Here is a 15,172-nt window from a genome sequence, read left to right as displayed (position 1 = left end):
AATCGAGCGCGCGGGTTTAGGGGACACGTACCTCCGGTACATGTCCCCGCTGCTCAGTGGACCGGCGCGGGCTCGGAATCGGCCCGCAGCGCCGGCGGAACCAGCATCGAGGCGATCACCGCCAGCACGAAGCTGGCCACCAGGGTGACGACGATGGCCGCGCCCGTCGGCAGGTCGAGCACGGACGACAGCACCAGACCGGCGACATAGCCGAGGACGCCGACGGCATAGCCCACGCCCAGCCGCAGCTTCGGCGCGAACCGGCGCGAGGCCAGGGCCGGCACGATCAGGCTGGCGAACACCAGATAGACCCCGACCAGCTGCACCGACTGGGTCACGACCAGCGCGAACAGCACATAGAAGCCCAGCTGCCCCAGCCGGTGGCGCAGGAAGAACCAGATCGCCAGCGCCACGGCGTAGAACACCGCGATCGGGATCAGGGCAGGGACCTGCACCCACAGGATCTGGCCGACCAGCAGGTCCTTCAGATGCTCGCCGCCGTGCGGGTTGTTGGCCAGCAGCAGCAGCTCGACGCAGGCCGCCACCACGAACAGCACGCCGATCAGGGCCTCCTGCACCTGGGGCCACTTCTTCTCGGTCCAGGTCAGCACCAGGGCCCCGATCAGCGCCGCGACGCAGGCGGCCAGCTGGACGTGCCAGCCGGCCGGTTCGGCGCCCATGGCGCTGGCCACGGTCACCCCGAGGCCGGCCACCTGGGCGATGGCCAGGTCGATGAACACGATGCCGCGGTTGAGCACCTGCTGGCCCATCGGGACGTGGGTGGAGAGCACCAGCAGGCCGGCCAGCAGGGCCGGCAGCAGGATGGAGAGTTCGATCGCGCCGATGTTCACTTGTTCAGAGCCCCAAGCAGCCGGGTGAGGGTGTCGTCGTAGAGCGAATAGAGGTCCTTCGCCCCCGGCGTGCCGCCGATGGTGTAGGGCAGCACGACCGCCGGGATGTGTGCGCGCTGCGAGACGAAGTCCGACGAGCGGCCGTCCTCGTAGGCCGAGCGGATGACCATCTTCACCGGGGTTTTCTGCAGCACGCCCAGCACCTGGGCGAGGTAGCCGCTCGACGCCGGCACGCCGGGCTTGGGCTCGAGCGCCACGACGCGCTTCAGGCCCAGCCAGCTCTCCAGATAGATCCAGGTCTTGTGCTGCACGGCGATCGGCTGGCCGCGCAGCGGCGCGGCGCGGGCCTGCCAGCGGACCAGGGCGGCGTTCCACTTCACGGCGAAGGCGGCGTAGCGGGCCTGGTAGTAGGCGGCGTTGGCCGGGTCGATCTGCGCGAACCGGTCGGCCATCGCCTTGCCGACCGGCAGCATGACGCGCGGATCGGTCTGGATGTGCGGGTTGCCGCCGGCGTGGATGTCGCCCTCGGCCCGGTCGAGCCGCGCGGGCTTTTCCAGCAGGTTCACGTAGCGCGTGGCCTCGAAGGAGCCCGGCGCGCCCGGCATGATCTTCCTGTTGGCGGCCTGGGTCAGGATCTGCGGCAGCCAGCCGATTTCCAGCTCCGAGCCGGTGCAGACGGCGATGTCGGCCGTGCGCGCCTTGGCGATCAGGCTGGGGCGGGCCTGGATCTGGTGCGGGTCCTGAAGGGCGGTGGTGGCGGTGTAGGTCGTCACCTTGGCGCCGCCGATCTCCGTGGCCAGGGCGGCCCATTCGGGTTCACAGGCGAACACGCCCATGGCCCAGGTCGGTGAACTGACGCCGAGCGCCAGCAGCACCGCGAGAACAAGTGATCTGAACATCCGGGGATCTCCTTAGTAGCGGTGGGCGCCGTGGGGGCCGTAGACGACCGTGTATTGGAGGAAGAGCTCGTCGCGGGCCTTCCGGTCGCTTTCGTCGCGCGAGTACTGCAGGCGGAAGCGGCCGAATTCGCTGGAGTCGTATTCGATCAGCGCCGTGGCGTTCCAGCTGTTGAGGCCGAGGCCGTCGAGGGTCGTGCCGACCAGCGGGGCTGGCGTGTCGCCGGCGTCGAGGGCCGAATAGCGCAGGCCCACGCTCCAGCGCGGCCTGAACTGGTAGACGCCCTGCACGTACCAGCCGGTCTTGTCGCCCTCGACCGGCACGCCGTTGAACCGGCCGCTCTCGCTGGCCAGGAACAGCTCCCCGCTGAGGGTCAGGTTGCGCTGCACGCTGTTGCCGCCGGGGGCCCATTTGTAGACGCCCGAGACGATGGCCACGTCGCTGTCGCCGCTGAACATGTCGACGCCATACAGCGGATCGGTGGTCTCGCGGGCGTCGGCCTTCGTATGGATGTACGAGGCGGCGGCCAGCCAGCTCGACGAGTCATTGATGTCGGCGCCGGTGTGGACGAACACGGTCTGCGTGCCCGCGCCGCGATCGGCGCCGTTGCCGGCCGGGAAGCTGTCGCCCCGGAACCACTCGGCCCCGACCTCGAGGAACATCGGCGTCGGCGCCAGCCAGCGCACCTGCACGCCGTCGTCGCCGTACTGGCCGCCGAGGAAGGCGCGGTAGGGCAGCGGCATGTCGATGAACGACCAGTTGTGGGCGTGCCGCTCGTTCAGATAGCCGATGCCGGAGAAGAACCGGCCGCCCTTGAGCGTCAGGCCGTTCGGCAGGGCGGTGGTCTGGATGTAGGCCTCCTCGACCCCGGCCTCGCCCTGGCCGTCGAAGGCCACGGTCAGGTTGGCGTAGAGGTAGGGATCGACGTTGGCCGCCAGGGTCACCTCGGACTCGGCCAGCGAGAAGCCGCGCGTCGCGGGGCCGGCCTCGTCGCCGAGCGCGAAGCCGGGCATCCGCGCCATCGCCGGGTCCTCCGACGAGGCGACGTAGTTGCCGTTGAGCACGACCGAGATGCCGGGATTCAGGGCGTTGGCCGAGGCCTCGGCCGGAGCGGCGGGCGCCTCGCCGCCGCCGGCGTCCGCCAGCTCGACGGGCTCCGCCGGCGCATCGGCCTGGGCGACGGCCGCGTCCGCGGCCGGAGCGGGCGCGGCGCCACGGGCGACCTCGGCGGCGGCGACCCGCGCTTCCAGGGCGGCGATCCGCGCCTCGTAGTCCGCCTTCAGCGCATCGATCTCCTGGCGGAGGGCGGCGACGTCGGGCTCGGCGGCCTGCGCCGGCAGGGCGGCCGCGCTGAAGACGGCCACGGCCGCGAGCAAGGGCAGGCCGGGAAGGGCTCTGGACATGATGGGTCCCTGAACGGTGTGGTCGACGCGGACGGGCGGATCCCGGGCGGCGTCGAGTCAGTGTTATGAAATAACATACTCACTCGTCAAGGGGCGGTGGCGCCTTCCGGCTTGACGCTCCGCGCCGCATGGTCGACTCGGGAGGCCTGCACAGCCCGGGAGAAGCGGACATGGCCGGCGGACGAACCCTTGCCATCGGCGGCGCTATCATCCTGGCGCTCGCCCTGACGGCCGGCGCGGCTCCTGCGCGGGAGGAGCGGCCGGCCGGCTATCTGGCCCCCGCGGCCCTGCCCGACAGTCTGGTCCTGCTGCCGCCGCCCCCGGCGCCCGACTCGGCGGAAGCGGCGGCGGAACGGGCCTACTTCCTCAAGACCCGCGCCCTGGCCGGCACGCCGCGCTGGCGTCAGGCCGCCGACGACGCGGAGGCCTTCGGCGACAAGGCCCACGCCAGCTTCGCCTGCGCCGCGGGCGTGGCGATCACGGTGAAGGACACGCCGACTCTCTCGCGCATGCTCGATCGCATGACCGTCGACGCGGGCCAGAGCGTGGGCGGCGCGAAGACGACCTACAGCCGACCGCGTCCGCTGGTCGGGCACGATGACGCGCCGATCTGCGTGCCGCGCGAGGCCTGGATGCAGACCAACCCCTCCTATCCGTCGAGCAGCGCGGCGGCGGGCTGGGCCTGGGCCCTGGTGCTGGCCGAACTGCTGCCGAAGACGGCGACGCCGATCATCAGGCGAGGCCTGGCGGCCGGCGAAAGCCGGGCGATCTGCGGCCTGCACTGGCCCAGCGACGTCGCCGCCGGTCGCACCATGGGCGCGGCGCTGGTCGCGCGGCTGCATGCCGACCCGGCCTTCCTTAAGGATCTGGAGACGGCGAAAGCCGAGCTGGCGTCGGCGCCCCCGCCCGAGGGCTGCGGCGGTTAACCCGGCAATCAGGGGACAGCTTACTCATTTCCATGGCCCGGCCGATCGGCCTCGCGGGAAATGAGCAAGCTGTCCCCTGATTGCGGATCGCCCGGCTTGCCGCGCCGACTAGGGCCGGTCCAGCGACCAGACCAGGTGCCGCTCCAGCACATGGCCGCGCGGCAGCATCGGGTGGTCGAAATCGAGGTCGGTCCGGCGGGTCATGCCCAGCCGGCCCATCACCGCCTGCGAGGGCAGGTTGGGGACAGCGGTGAAGGCGACGATCTGCGCCAGGCCCAGCCGCATGAAGCCGTCGTCGATCGCCGCCTTGGCCGCCTCGGTGGCGTAGCCCTGGCCCCAGGCGTGACGGGCGAAGCGCCAGCCGGCCTCGACGCCCGGCGCCAGCGGATTGGACTCGCGCAGGGTCATCAGGCCGGTGAAGCCGAGGAAAGCCCCGTCCTCGCGCCGCTCGACGGCCCACAGGCCGAAGCCGTGTTCATCGATGTAATCGCGGTTGCGCGCGGCCATGGCGTCGGCCTCGATCCGCGTCAGCGTCGCCGGGAAATGGCGCATGACCTCGGGATCGGCGTTCAGCGCCGCCCAGGGCTCGAAATCGCTTTCGCGCCAGGTCCGCAGGATCAGGCGCGGCGTCTCGATCATGCCGGGCGCGGGCTCGACAGGGCGCCGTAGAGGTCCGGACGACGGTCGCGGAAGAAGCCCCAGGCGGCGCGGTGGGTGGCGAGGAAGTCGAGGTCGAAAGTGGCCGACACCAGGCCCTCGTCGTCGCGGCCCAGCTCGGAGACCAGGTCGCCGCGGTGGTCGGCGATGAACGACGAGCCGTAGAAGCCCTGGCCGCCGTTCGGGTAGCCGTCCCACGGCTCGAAGCCGATGCGGTTGGCCCCGACCACCGGGATGACGTTGCTGACGGCATGACCCTGCATCGCCCGCCGCCACGGCAGCGCCGTGTCGAGGCTGGCGTCATGCGGCTCGCTGCCGATGGCGGTCGGATAGAGCAGCGCCTCGGCGCCCATCAGGGCCATGGCGCGGGCGGCCTCCGGGTACCACTGGTCCCAGCAGATGCCGACGCCGATCCTGCCGAAGCGCGTGTCCCAGACGCGGAAGCCCGTATCGCCCGGCTTGAAGTAGTACTTCTCCTGGTAGCCGGGCCCGTCGGGGATGTGACTCTTGCGATAGACCCCGAGCAGCGAGCCGTCGGCGTCGGCCATCACCAGGCTGTTGAAGTAGTGCGGCCCCTCGCGCTCGAAGATCGAGATCGGGATGACCACGCCCAGCTCGCCGGCCAGCGGAGCCAGCGCCTTGACGCACGGATGCTCGCGCCACGGATGGGCGGCGGCGAACCAGTGCTCTTCCTGGGTGACGCAGAAATAGGGACCCTGGAACAGCTCGGACGGCAGGATGACCTGCGACCCGCCGGCCGCCGCCTCGCGGATGAAGGCCTCGGTCTTGCGGATGTTGGCGTCCAGATCCAGGCCGTAGCTCGTCTGGATCGCCGCGAGGCTGAGGGTCCGGGCCATGGTCAGGCGGGCTCCTGCTGGGTGATGCAGTGGAACGAGCCGCCGCCGGTCAGGACGGCCATCGACGGCAGGCCGATGGCCTTGCGCTCGGGGAACAGGCTCTGCACCGCGTCGACGGCGAAAGCGCCGGCCTTGGCGTCGTCGTACAGCGGCACGATGACCGCGCCGTTGGCGATGATGAAGTTCATGTGGCTGGCCGGCGCGGGGCCGCCGTCGCCGTCGATCCAGCCCGGCGAGGGGATGCGCATGACCTGCAGCTGGCCGCCGCGGGCGTCGGTCATCTGCGACAGGGCGCGGGCGGTGGCGTCGTAGACGTTAGCGTTGGGATCGGCCTTGCCCCAGGCGATCGGGCAGGCGACGACGCCGGGCGCGACGAAGCGGGCCAGGTTGTCGACGTGGCCGTCGGTGTGGTCGTTGCGCAGGCCCTCATCGAGCCACAGCACCTTGCGCGCGCCGAGCGCCTCGCCCAGGGCGGCGGCGGCGGCCTCTTCGGTCCAGCCGGCATTGCGGTTCCTGTTGAGCAGGCACTGGCGGGTGGTCAGCACCGTGCCCAGGCCGTCATGGTCGAGCGCCCCGCCCTCAAGGATGAACGGGTTCATGTCCAGCGGCGCGCCGGAGGCGGCGGCGATCTGGGCGGCGACCTGGTCGTCACCCTCCATCTCGTACTTGCCGCCCCAGCCGTTGAAGCGGAAGCCGGCGGCGCGACCGTCGTTGCGGAAGATCGGGCCGGTGTCGCGGACCCAGATGTCGCCGAACAGGGCGCGGACAATCTCGACGCCGGCGACGCCGTCCAGACGGGCGCGGGCGGCGGCCTCGGCGTCGTCGCCGCAGACCATCAGCCGCACGCGTTCCTCACCCGGACCGGCGAGGGCCCGGGCCAGGGCGGCGACTTCGTCCTGGGCCTGGGCGAGGTCTTCCCGCCACAGATCGGCGTGGCTGGGGAAGCCGAGCCACATGGCGCGGTGCGGGGACCATTCGGCGGGAACGAGGGGGGTGCTCATGGGACGGGGGAAGTGGCCCTGACAGGGGGTTGCGTCAAGTGCGGCGCACGGCGGCCGCGACAAAGAAAAGGGGCGGCCCGTTTCCGGACCGCCCCTTCGCATCTAGCCGTAAGAGCTTCGAACTAGAAGCGCGTACGCAGGCTCAGCTGGATCGTGCGCGGCGCGCCGACGCTGACGAACGCGGTGTTCGCAGCGCGCGAGATCGCCGTCTGGTCAAGCTCCGGGTTGATCCGCGGGATGGCCTTGGCGTTGGTGCCCGAGCTGATGTTGCCGAAGTACTGTTCGTCGAAGATGTTGGTGACGTTCAGTTGCAGCGAGGTGCCTTCAGCGCCGAACGGCAGGGCGTAACGCAGATCCAGGTCGAACACGTTGTACGCCGGGGTCTCTTCATCGTTGACGTCCGTGGTGAAGCGGTTGCCGACGTGCTTGCCCTGGAAGCCGATGGTGAAGTCCTCGGTCACGTTCCACTGGGCGCGGGCCGTGAACATCCATTCCGGCGTCTCGACCAGTTGCTTGCCCTTGGTGGGCAGGTAGGTCGGGGTGTTCGCCGGGGTCGTCGCCGGAGCGACGATCACGGTCGAACGACCCAGCTGGAGATCATCCTGCAGTTCGCTGTTGGTGTAGCTGACCGAGGCGTACAGGTTGAACGTCTCGTTCGGCGTCCAGCCGGCCTGGGCGTCGATACCCCAGAGCTTCACGTCGCCCACGTTCCGGTCGACGTTGTAGCCGAGGTCCGGGTCGAAGGACGAAACGATGCGGTTCTGGAAGTTGTTCGACCACAGGGCGGTCGACACGATCAGGGTCGGCGAGTGGTAGCGATAGCCCAGATCCCAGGCCTGGCTGGTTTCCGGCTCCACGTCCGACAGGACGACCCGGGCCGTCGGCGAGACGGTCGGCACGTTCAGGATCGGGTTGGTGCTGGACACGGCGTTGGCCACACCGGCGGTGTAGAGGTTGTCCGTGCGGGGCGCCGACAGGCCTTCGGCATAGCTGACGAAGATCGTGTGGCCCGGCGCGATATTGTAGGACACGCCGACGTTCGGCAGCACGTCCTTGTATTCCGCTTCCGCCGAGAACGCCGGGATGTAGCGGGTGGTGCCGGCGGCCGCGATCGGCACGTTCGTCAGGGTGACGAGGTTGGCCGCGGCCTGCAGGCCCGCCGTGGTCAGGTCCGTGTCAACGTTGTGGTAGACCGGCTGGCTGGTGCAGACGACGGTGTTGGAGCCGTTCTGCGTCAAGCAGTACTGGTTCAGCTCGCGCTTGAACACCGGGGCCCGGACGCCGATCGTGACGAACAGGTTGTCGTCCATGAAGTTGCCGCGCCAGTCAGCCGAGATCTGGTTGAGGATCGCGTAGGACAGGCGGTCGCGGCTGCGGAAGAAGTAGCCATCGGCGTTGTAGACCTTCTCGCCGTTGCCGTCCTTGCCGCCGAACACGTCAAGCGGGTCACCGCTGGCGCTGATCAGGCCGTATTCGCCGGTCTGGCGGTGACGACCGCGGTCGAAGGTGTAGGCGACGCGGAAGGTGTTGTTGTCGTTCGGTTCCCAGATCAGCGAGCCGGCCACCGTGTAGCGGCGGGTGTTGGTGTTGCTGGGGGAATAGAAGCGAACGAAGGTGTCGCGGCAGTCGCCGTCGCCGTTCAGGTCGAAGCCGGTGCCGGCCGCGCCGCCGACGCCACAGGGCTGGGCGCCGGTGGTGCCGAAGACGGTGTTCTGCTGGCCGAGCGTGCCCACTTCGCTCAGGGTCGTGCTGCCGCCGCCGTTGGCCAGGGTGTACTGGAAGGCCGAGTCGACGGTGAGGGTCAGGGTGTCGGTCAGGGTGAACTTGGCCTGTTCACGGATGTTGCCCGTGTTCGACGGGTTGATCCGCAGACCGTAGTAGTTGGAGTTGTCCGCCGGATCGGCGTCGACGTCACCCGTGCCCGGAAGGGCGACCGGCGTCGAAACGATCGGCAGGTAGGTGTCGTTGTTGTCGTAGTCGATGCCGTTGGCCGCGAACGTCGCCATGGTGGCGGTGCGGTAGAAGTTGTTGCGGTTCTCGTTGTAGTGGAACGCCAGCGAGACGAAGTCGCCGTTGTCGCCGATCGGCTGGTAAACCTTGCCGTTGATCTGCCACTTCTCGAGGTCGCCGGGGCCCTTGAACTTGTCGTACTTCTGGTACGAGGCGGCCAGGTAGGCGGTGGTGCCCCAGGGGCCGAACTCGCCGGAGTCGACCAGGCCGAACACGCGGCGATAGTTGAAGCTGCCGACGGCGCCGTTGAGCATCATGCCCATTTCGCTGGCGGGCTTGCGGCTGGTGTAGTTGATCGTGCCGCCGGTGGCCGAGGCGGTCGGGCTGTCCACGTCGGTGGTGCCCATGTTGACGCTGGCCTTGGAAATCAGTTCCGGGTCCAGCTGCTGGTTGGTGTAGATGGCGTAGTTGCCGGTGTCGTTCAGCGGGACGCCGTCAAACGTCAGCGAGACACGCGGGCCATCGAAGCCGCGGAGGCGGACGTTGCCGCCCGACGAGCCGTACGGGTCGTTGTTGGTGAAGTTCAGGCCCGGCGTCAGGTTCAGGGTCTGAAGGATGGTCTGGCCGGTCGGCTGGGTCGCGATGAACTCCTGGTCGATCGTGGCCTTGGCCTTGGGGGCCGATTCCGCCGTGATCACGCCGGCGATGTTCGGCTGGCCCGAGGCCGCGGTGATGACGACTTCTTCGACTTCCGTCGTACCGGTGGATTGCGCGTAGGCGCTGGAGGCCAGCAGCATGCTGCCCACAAGCGCGGTTGTCGCCACGAAGGCGAGCTTGTTCTTCATCATAGTTTGAGTATCCCCTCTCAATCCCGACGCCGGTCTGAAACCTTCAAAGAACCCGGTCCGGGCAACTGCCATGCCTCTACTCCGCCTTTGCGAAGCTAAGGTGACGTCGCCCGAAGGAGCCCCAAAACGCCTGTTTCGAGGTTGTAGGCCCGACGGGAAAAGAGGCAAGGCGGTGTTAACAATTGGCGCGCTTTTGGGTCGCTTTGTCGCAAGATTGCGACACCTTTGGGCATGGATCGCCTTTACACGGCCCCGGACGCGGGCCAGCGTCCCGGCCCCATGAACATCCTTTCCGACACCGACGCTCCGCCCTCACCCACCGGTTACAGCCGCCCGTTGCGCCTCGCCGCCACGCTCGTCCTTGTGCTGACCGTCCTGCGGATGGCGGCCATTTTCGCCAGTCCGCTGGAGCTGAATCCGGAGGAAGCCCAGTACTGGCTGTGGTCGCGGACGCTGGATTTCGGCTACTTCTCCAAGCCGCCGATGATCGCCTGGGCGATCTGGGCCACCACGGCGATCGGCGGAAACGCCGAGCCCTGGGTGCGCTTCTCCGCGCCGCTGTTCCACGCGGTCGCGGGCCTGTCGCTGTTCGCGGTCGGCCGCCGGCTCTACGGCGACTGGACCGGCGTCGCGGCGGCCGCCGTCTACATGCTGATGCCGGGCGTGGCCCTGTCGTCCTTCATCCTGGCCACCGACGCGCCGCTGCTCTGCTTCCTGTCGCTGGCCTTGCTGGCCTACGTCTGGATCCAGTCGGGCGGACGAAAGCCGGCCCCGGCCGCCGGCCTCGGGGCGGCGCTCGGCCTGGCCATGCTGTCCAAGTACGCGGCGCTCTACGCGGTGATCGCCATCGGCCTGCACCTGGCGCTGTCAAAGGACGCCCGCCGCGCCTGGGACCCCAAGACCGCGGCCCTGGCGGTGCTGGCCTTCGCCGCGGTGCTGGCGCCCAACGTGGTCTGGAACGCCCAGCACCACTTCGCCACGGTCGGCCACACGGCGGCCAACGCCAATCTCGGCGGCAAGCTGTTCAATCCGGGCGAGATGTTCGGCTTCCTCGGCGGGCAGTTCGGGGTGTTCGGCCCGGTGCCGTTCGGCGTGCTGATCGGCGGCGCCGGCCTTCTGGCCTGGCGCCGGCGGCTGGAGCCGCAGGACCTGCTGCTTCTGTGCTTCGCCTTGCCGCCGCTGGCGGTCGTCACGGTCGGCGCGCTGCTGTCGCGGGCCAACGACAACTGGGCGGCCAGCGCCTATGTCGCCGGCGCCGTGCTGGCGGCGGCGCTGCTGGTCCGCTGGCGCGCCCGCTGGTGGCTCGGCGTCGGCCTCGGCCTGCAGGCGGCCCTGGTCGTGTTCGTCCTGCTGGCGGTGACCAATCCGGCGATGGTCGACGCGCTGGGCCGGTCCAACGACATCAAGCGCGTCCGCGGCTGGAGGGAGATGGCCGAACAGGTCGTCCAGCGCGCCCAGGTCGAGCAGATCAACGGCGGACTGTCGGCCATCGCCGTCGACGACCGCTTCCTGTTCAACGCCCTGTCCTACTATGGCCGCGACTACATCGGCACGCCGGACGCGCCGCCGCTGACCGTCTGGCTGCGCCGCAGCCACGCCGGCAACCAGGCCGAGGCGACCGCCCCGCTGACGCCGGCGCTGGGCCGTCGCGTGATGGTGGTCAGCCTCGAGGGCCTCCAGGCCGACCGTATCGTCGCCGACTTCGGCGCCAGCCGGACAGCCGGGATCCTGCGCCAGGTGCTCAGCGTGAAGTGCGCGGCCCGCTACGCCGACGACGAGAAGAAGTACGCGCATCGCTGCCTGCGGCGCGAAACGCTGATCGTCGGCGAGGGCTTCCGGCCGGTGAAGGACCGGGACTAGACCACGACCTCGAACGTCGCTTCGGTCTTGCTCTTCACCTCGTCGACCGTCACGCCGGGCGCCAGCTCGATCAGCCGCACGGGCGTCTTGCCACGGTTGATCTCGAACACGCCGAGCTCGGTGATCAGCAGGTCGACCACGCCCGCGCCGGTGAGCGGCAGGGTGCAGCGATGCAGCAGCTTGGGCGCGCCGGTCTTCTCGCAGTGGTCCATGACGACCACCACGCGCTTGACCCCGGCGACGAGGTCCATGGCCCCGCCCATGCCCTTGACCATCTTGCCGGGCACCATCCAGTTGGCCAGGTCGCCGTTCTCGGCCACCTGCATGCCGCCGAGGATCGACAGGGCGATGTGCCCGCCGCGGATCATGGCGAAACTGTCGGCGCTCGAAAAATACGAGCTCGACTCCAGCTCGGTGATCGTCTGCTTGCCGGCGTTGATCAGATCGGCGTCCTCTTCGCCCTCATAGGGGAAGGGGCCCATGCCCAGCATGCCGTTCTCGCTCTGCAGCGTCACATGCATCCCGTCGGGGATGTAGTTCGCGACCAGCGTGGGAATACCGATGCCGAGGTTGACGTAGAAGCCGTCCCGCAGCTCTCGCGCCGCCCGGGCGGCCATGTCTTCGCGGGTCCAGGCCATCAGACGGCTTCCTTCACGCGGGTGGTCACGCGCTCGATGCGCTTCTCGAAGACGGCGCCCTTGAACAGGCGGTCGACGTAGATGCCGGGCGTGTGGATGTTGTCCTTGTCCAGGTCGCCGATGGCGACCAGCTGCTCGACCTCGACGACGGTGGCCTTGCCGGCCGTGGCCATCATCGGATTGAAGTTCCGCGCGGTCTTCCGGTAGACGAGGTTGCCCTCGGCGTCGCCCTTCCAGGCCTTGACGATCGACAGGTCGGCCACCAGGCCGCGCTCCATCACATATTGTTCGCCGTCGAACTCGCGGACTTCCTTGCCCTCGGCGACCAGCGTGCCGACGCCGGTCTTCGTGAAGAAGGCCGGGATGCCGGCGCCGCCGGCGCGGATCCGTTCGGCCAGGGTGCCCTGCGGATTGAACTCCAGTTCAAGCTCGCCGGAGAGGTAGAGCTGTTCGAACAGCTTGTTCTCCCCCACATAGGAGCTGACCATCTTCCGGATCTGACGGTTCTCCAGCAGGATGCCCAGGCCGAAGCCGTCGACGCCGCAGTTGTTGGAGACGACCGTGAGGTCCTTGACCCCGCTTTCGCGGATCGCCGCGATCAGGTTCTCGGGAATGCCGCAGAGGCCGAAGCCTCCGGCCATGATCGTCATGCCGTCGAAGAGGAGCCCCTCAAGGGCCCCGACGGCGTCCTCGCGAACCTTGTCCGCCATGATCGCTCCGCTCAAAAGGGTCAGCCCCTCTCGCCCGACCGGACGAGAAATTCAACCCTTGATGAATAAGATGGGCCTGTCAGGAGAACGCTATCATGGAGCCTGAAGGGCGCGAACCCTCGGTGCTGCTCGTCTTCGCCCATCCGGCGCTTGAACGGTCGCGCGCCAACGCGGTGCTGGCGGAGTCCGGAAAACGGGCGGCCGGGGTGCGCTTCCACGACCTGTACGAGGTCTATCCCGACTTCGTCATCGACGTCGAAGCCGAGCAGGAGAAGCTGCTGGCCCACCAGGTCATCGCCCTGCAGTTTCCGTTCTACTGGTACTCGACGCCGGCCCTGATGAAGGAGTGGCTCGACCTCGTCTGGCTGCACGGCTTCGCCTACGGCAAGGGCGGCGACCGGTTGAAGGGCAAGCAGCTGTTCGTGGCCTGCACCACGGGCGGGCCGGCGCAGGCCTATCACAAGCGCGGCTACAACCGGTTCACCATGGAGGAATTCCTCCGCCCGCTCGAACAGACGGCGGCCCTCTGCGGCATGACCTGGGAAAATCCGTACATCGTCCATGCCGCCCGCCTGAAGGACGAGGCCCAGATCCAGGGCGAGGCGGACCGTTATCGCCAGCGACTCGAAGGCCTCGCGGCGGCCGCCCGGGAGACGGTCTGATGCACGGCGACTTCCTCACCCAGGCGCTGGTCTATCTCGCCGCGGGCGTGATCACCGTCGCGGCCGCCAAGAAGCTCGGCCTGGGGTCGGTGCTCGGCTACCTGATCGCCGGCGCGATCATCGGCCCGTTCGCCCTGAACCTGACCGGCGAAGCCGAGGACGTGATGAAATTCGCCGAGTTCGGCGTGGTCATCCTGCTGTTCCTCATCGGCCTGGAGGTGCGCCCCGCCCTGCTGTGGTCGATGCGCAAGACCATCTTCGGCCTGGGCGGCGCCCAGGTGGTCGCCACGGCCCTGGCCATCGCCGGCGCGGCCATGCTGTTCGGCCTCGCCTGGCAGACGGCGCTGGCGGCCGGCCTGGTGCTGGCCATGTCCTCGACGGCCATCGTGCTGCAGACACTGGATGAAAAGGGCCTGCGACAGGGGCCCGTCGGCCGGGCCGCCTTCGGCGTGCTGCTGTTGCAGGATCTGTCGATCATTCCGCTGTTCGCCCTGCTGCCGCTGCTGGCCACCGGTCCGGTGCAGCTGACGGCCAACACCCACTCGACCAGCCTGATTTCCGACCTGCCCGGCTGGCTGCAGGCGCTCGCGGTGCTGGGCGCGGTCGGCGTGGTGGTCGGCGGCGGCCGGTTCGTGGTCCGGCCGGTGTTCCGCTTCATCGCCGAATCCCGCCTGCGCGAGATCTTCACCGCCTCGGCCCTGCTGATCGTCGTCGGCGTCGCCGCCCTGATGCAGATCGTCGGCCTGTCGCCGGCGCTCGGCGCCTTCCTCGCCGGGGTGGTGCTGGCCGAGAGCGAATTCCGCCGCGAGCTGGAGACCGACATCGAGCCGTTCCGCGGCCTGCTGCTGGGCCTGTTCTTCATCACCGTCGGCGCGACCATCGACTTCGGCCTGATCCTGCGCCAGCCGCTGCTGCTGATCGGTCTGGTGCTGGGGCTGATGGCGCTGAAGTTCGTGGTGCTGTTCGCCCTCGCCCGGGTCGGCGGCGCGTCGAACCGGCTGGCCGCGACGGTGGCCGTGGCCCTGGCCCAGGGCGGCGAGTTCGCCTTTGTCCTGCTGACCTTCACGGTCGGGGCGGGCGTCATCAGCCGCCCGCTGGCCGACCTGCTGACCGCGGTCGTCGCCGTCTCGATGGCCATGACGCCCCTGACGGTGATCGTCTTCGAGAAGATCCTCACCGCGCTGGACCGCAAGACGCCGACCGAGACGATCGCCGATCCGACCTTCGAGGAGGCCGACGCCGAGCCGGACATCATCATCGCCGGCTTTGGTCGCTTCGGTCAGGTGACCGGCCGCCTGCTGACGGCCAACGGCTTCAAATCGACGGTGCTGGACGCCGACATCGAGCAGATCGACCTGCTGCGCCGCTTCGGCCGCCGCGTGCACTACGGCGACGCCACGCGGCTGGACCTGCTGCGCGCCGCCGGGGCGGAGCGGGCGCGCATGCTGATCGTGGCCATCGACGATCAGGAGAAGGCCACCGAACTGGTCGAGCGGGCCCGCGAGGCCTTCCCCAACCTGACGATCCTGGCCCGGGCGTTCGACCGGCGGCACGCCTATGACCTGCTGGCCAACGGCGCCGACGCGGTCGAGCGCGAGACGTTCGAGGCGGCCCTGGCCATGGGGGTCACCGCGCTGAAGTCGCTCGGCTTCCGGGCCCACCGCGCGCTGCGCGCGGCGGACTTCTTCCGCCGTCACGACAACCGCACCTTCGAGGAGCTGCGGCCGATGTGGGGCCAGACCGAGGCCTATCTGCTGGCCTCGCGCGACGCGGCCCAGACGATGGACCGGCTGCTGCAGGCGGACCTGGCCAAGATGCGCCCGGGCGCGGCCGACGGCTGGGACACCAGCGGCCGCGACGAGGAACAGCGGGAGGCCGCCGGGCAGGACGATTCCACCCGGCCGGCCTGACG

Annotated in this window: 13 protein-coding genes; 4 read left to right on the top strand and 9 right to left on the bottom strand. The window is 69.3% G+C overall.

Annotated features, from left to right (window positions below; genetic code table 11):
• Window positions 1–53 precede the first annotated feature (53 nt).
• The 3 genes from AC1RN0_RS17080 to AC1RN0_RS17070 are packed head-to-tail and all read right to left on the bottom strand — an operon-like array spanning window position 54 to window position 3,151.
• On the bottom strand, window positions 54–851 hold the full coding sequence (locus tag AC1RN0_RS17080; protein WP_492788665.1) for a metal ABC transporter permease: 798 nt from the start codon (window positions 849–851) through the stop codon (window positions 54–56).
• Window positions 848–1,750 (bottom strand): metal ABC transporter solute-binding protein, Zn/Mn family, encoded by a 903-nt coding sequence (locus AC1RN0_RS17075; RefSeq protein ID WP_492788664.1) that lies wholly within the window; start codon window positions 1,748–1,750, stop codon window positions 848–850. Before AC1RN0_RS17075 ends, AC1RN0_RS17080 begins: the two co-directional genes overlap by 4 nt.
• Before the next feature lie 12 nt (window positions 1,751–1,762).
• Window positions 1,763–3,151: a hypothetical protein gene (locus AC1RN0_RS17070; protein ID WP_492788663.1), complete on the bottom strand. Its 1,389-nt coding sequence runs from the start codon at window positions 3,149–3,151 to the stop codon at window positions 1,763–1,765.
• A gap of 170 nt (window positions 3,152–3,321) precedes the next feature.
• Between AC1RN0_RS17070 and AC1RN0_RS17065 the strand changes: the two genes are divergently transcribed.
• The gene (locus AC1RN0_RS17065) at window positions 3,322–4,077 is read left to right on the top strand and encodes an acid phosphatase (RefSeq protein WP_492788662.1); all 756 of its coding nucleotides are present in this window, start codon (window positions 3,322–3,324) and stop codon (window positions 4,075–4,077) included.
• Window positions 4,078–4,185: 108 nt separating this feature from the next.
• On the opposite strand, the gene AC1RN0_RS17060 is transcribed toward AC1RN0_RS17065, so the two are convergent.
• From AC1RN0_RS17060 to AC1RN0_RS17045, 4 genes are all read right to left on the bottom strand, one after another.
• Window positions 4,186–4,716, bottom strand: a complete 531-nt coding sequence (locus AC1RN0_RS17060; RefSeq protein ID WP_492788661.1) for a GNAT family N-acetyltransferase — start codon at window positions 4,714–4,716, stop codon at window positions 4,186–4,188.
• The gene (aguB, locus tag AC1RN0_RS17055) at window positions 4,713–5,591 is read right to left on the bottom strand and encodes an N-carbamoylputrescine amidase (RefSeq protein WP_492788660.1); all 879 of its coding nucleotides are present in this window, start codon (window positions 5,589–5,591) and stop codon (window positions 4,713–4,715) included. Before aguB ends, AC1RN0_RS17060 begins: the two co-directional genes overlap by 4 nt.
• A gap of 2 nt (window positions 5,592–5,593) precedes the next feature.
• A complete protein-coding gene (locus AC1RN0_RS17050) occupies window positions 5,594–6,592 on the bottom strand; it encodes an agmatine deiminase family protein (protein WP_492788659.1) in 999 nt (332 codons plus the stop codon).
• Window positions 6,593–6,714: 122 nt separating this feature from the next.
• Complete coding sequence (locus AC1RN0_RS17045) at window positions 6,715–9,390, bottom strand: TonB-dependent receptor (protein WP_492788658.1); 2,676 nt, start codon at window positions 9,388–9,390, stop codon at window positions 6,715–6,717.
• A 231-nt stretch (window positions 9,391–9,621) separates the two neighbouring features.
• Here AC1RN0_RS17045 and AC1RN0_RS17040 point away from each other — a divergent pair, with 231 nt between their 5' ends.
• The gene (locus AC1RN0_RS17040) at window positions 9,622–11,250 is read left to right on the top strand and encodes an ArnT family glycosyltransferase (protein WP_492788657.1); all 1,629 of its coding nucleotides are present in this window, start codon (window positions 9,622–9,624) and stop codon (window positions 11,248–11,250) included.
• Here the strand turns inward: AC1RN0_RS17040 and AC1RN0_RS17035 are convergent.
• Window positions 11,247–11,888, bottom strand: coding sequence for a 3-oxoacid CoA-transferase subunit B (locus AC1RN0_RS17035; RefSeq protein ID WP_492788656.1), 642 nt, complete (start codon window positions 11,886–11,888; stop codon window positions 11,247–11,249). The two genes, AC1RN0_RS17040 and AC1RN0_RS17035, sit on opposite strands and share 4 nt — an antisense overlap.
• Window positions 11,888–12,598 (bottom strand): CoA transferase subunit A, encoded by a 711-nt coding sequence (locus AC1RN0_RS17030; RefSeq protein ID WP_492788655.1) that lies wholly within the window; start codon window positions 12,596–12,598, stop codon window positions 11,888–11,890. Before AC1RN0_RS17030 ends, AC1RN0_RS17035 begins: the two co-directional genes overlap by 1 nt.
• A 95-nt stretch (window positions 12,599–12,693) precedes the next feature.
• Here AC1RN0_RS17030 and kefF point away from each other — a divergent pair, with 95 nt between their 5' ends.
• Together kefF and AC1RN0_RS17020 are read left to right on the top strand one after the other, a co-directional pair.
• Window positions 12,694–13,260 carry a glutathione-regulated potassium-efflux system oxidoreductase KefF gene (gene kefF / locus AC1RN0_RS17025; protein ID WP_492788654.1) on the top strand — a complete coding sequence of 189 codons (567 nt, stop codon included), beginning with the start codon at window positions 12,694–12,696 and terminating at the stop codon, window positions 13,258–13,260.
• Window positions 13,260–15,170 (top strand): monovalent cation:proton antiporter-2 (CPA2) family protein, encoded by a 1,911-nt coding sequence (locus AC1RN0_RS17020; RefSeq protein ID WP_492788653.1) that lies wholly within the window; start codon window positions 13,260–13,262, stop codon window positions 15,168–15,170. Before kefF ends, AC1RN0_RS17020 begins: the two co-directional genes overlap by 1 nt.
• Window positions 15,171–15,172 lie beyond the last annotated feature (2 nt).

The organism is Caulobacter sp. GW821-FHT12F03, from assembly GCF_058806855.1.
The sequence above is the reverse complement of the archived record's forward strand: the minus strand, read 5'-3'. Positions and strand labels throughout refer to the sequence as shown.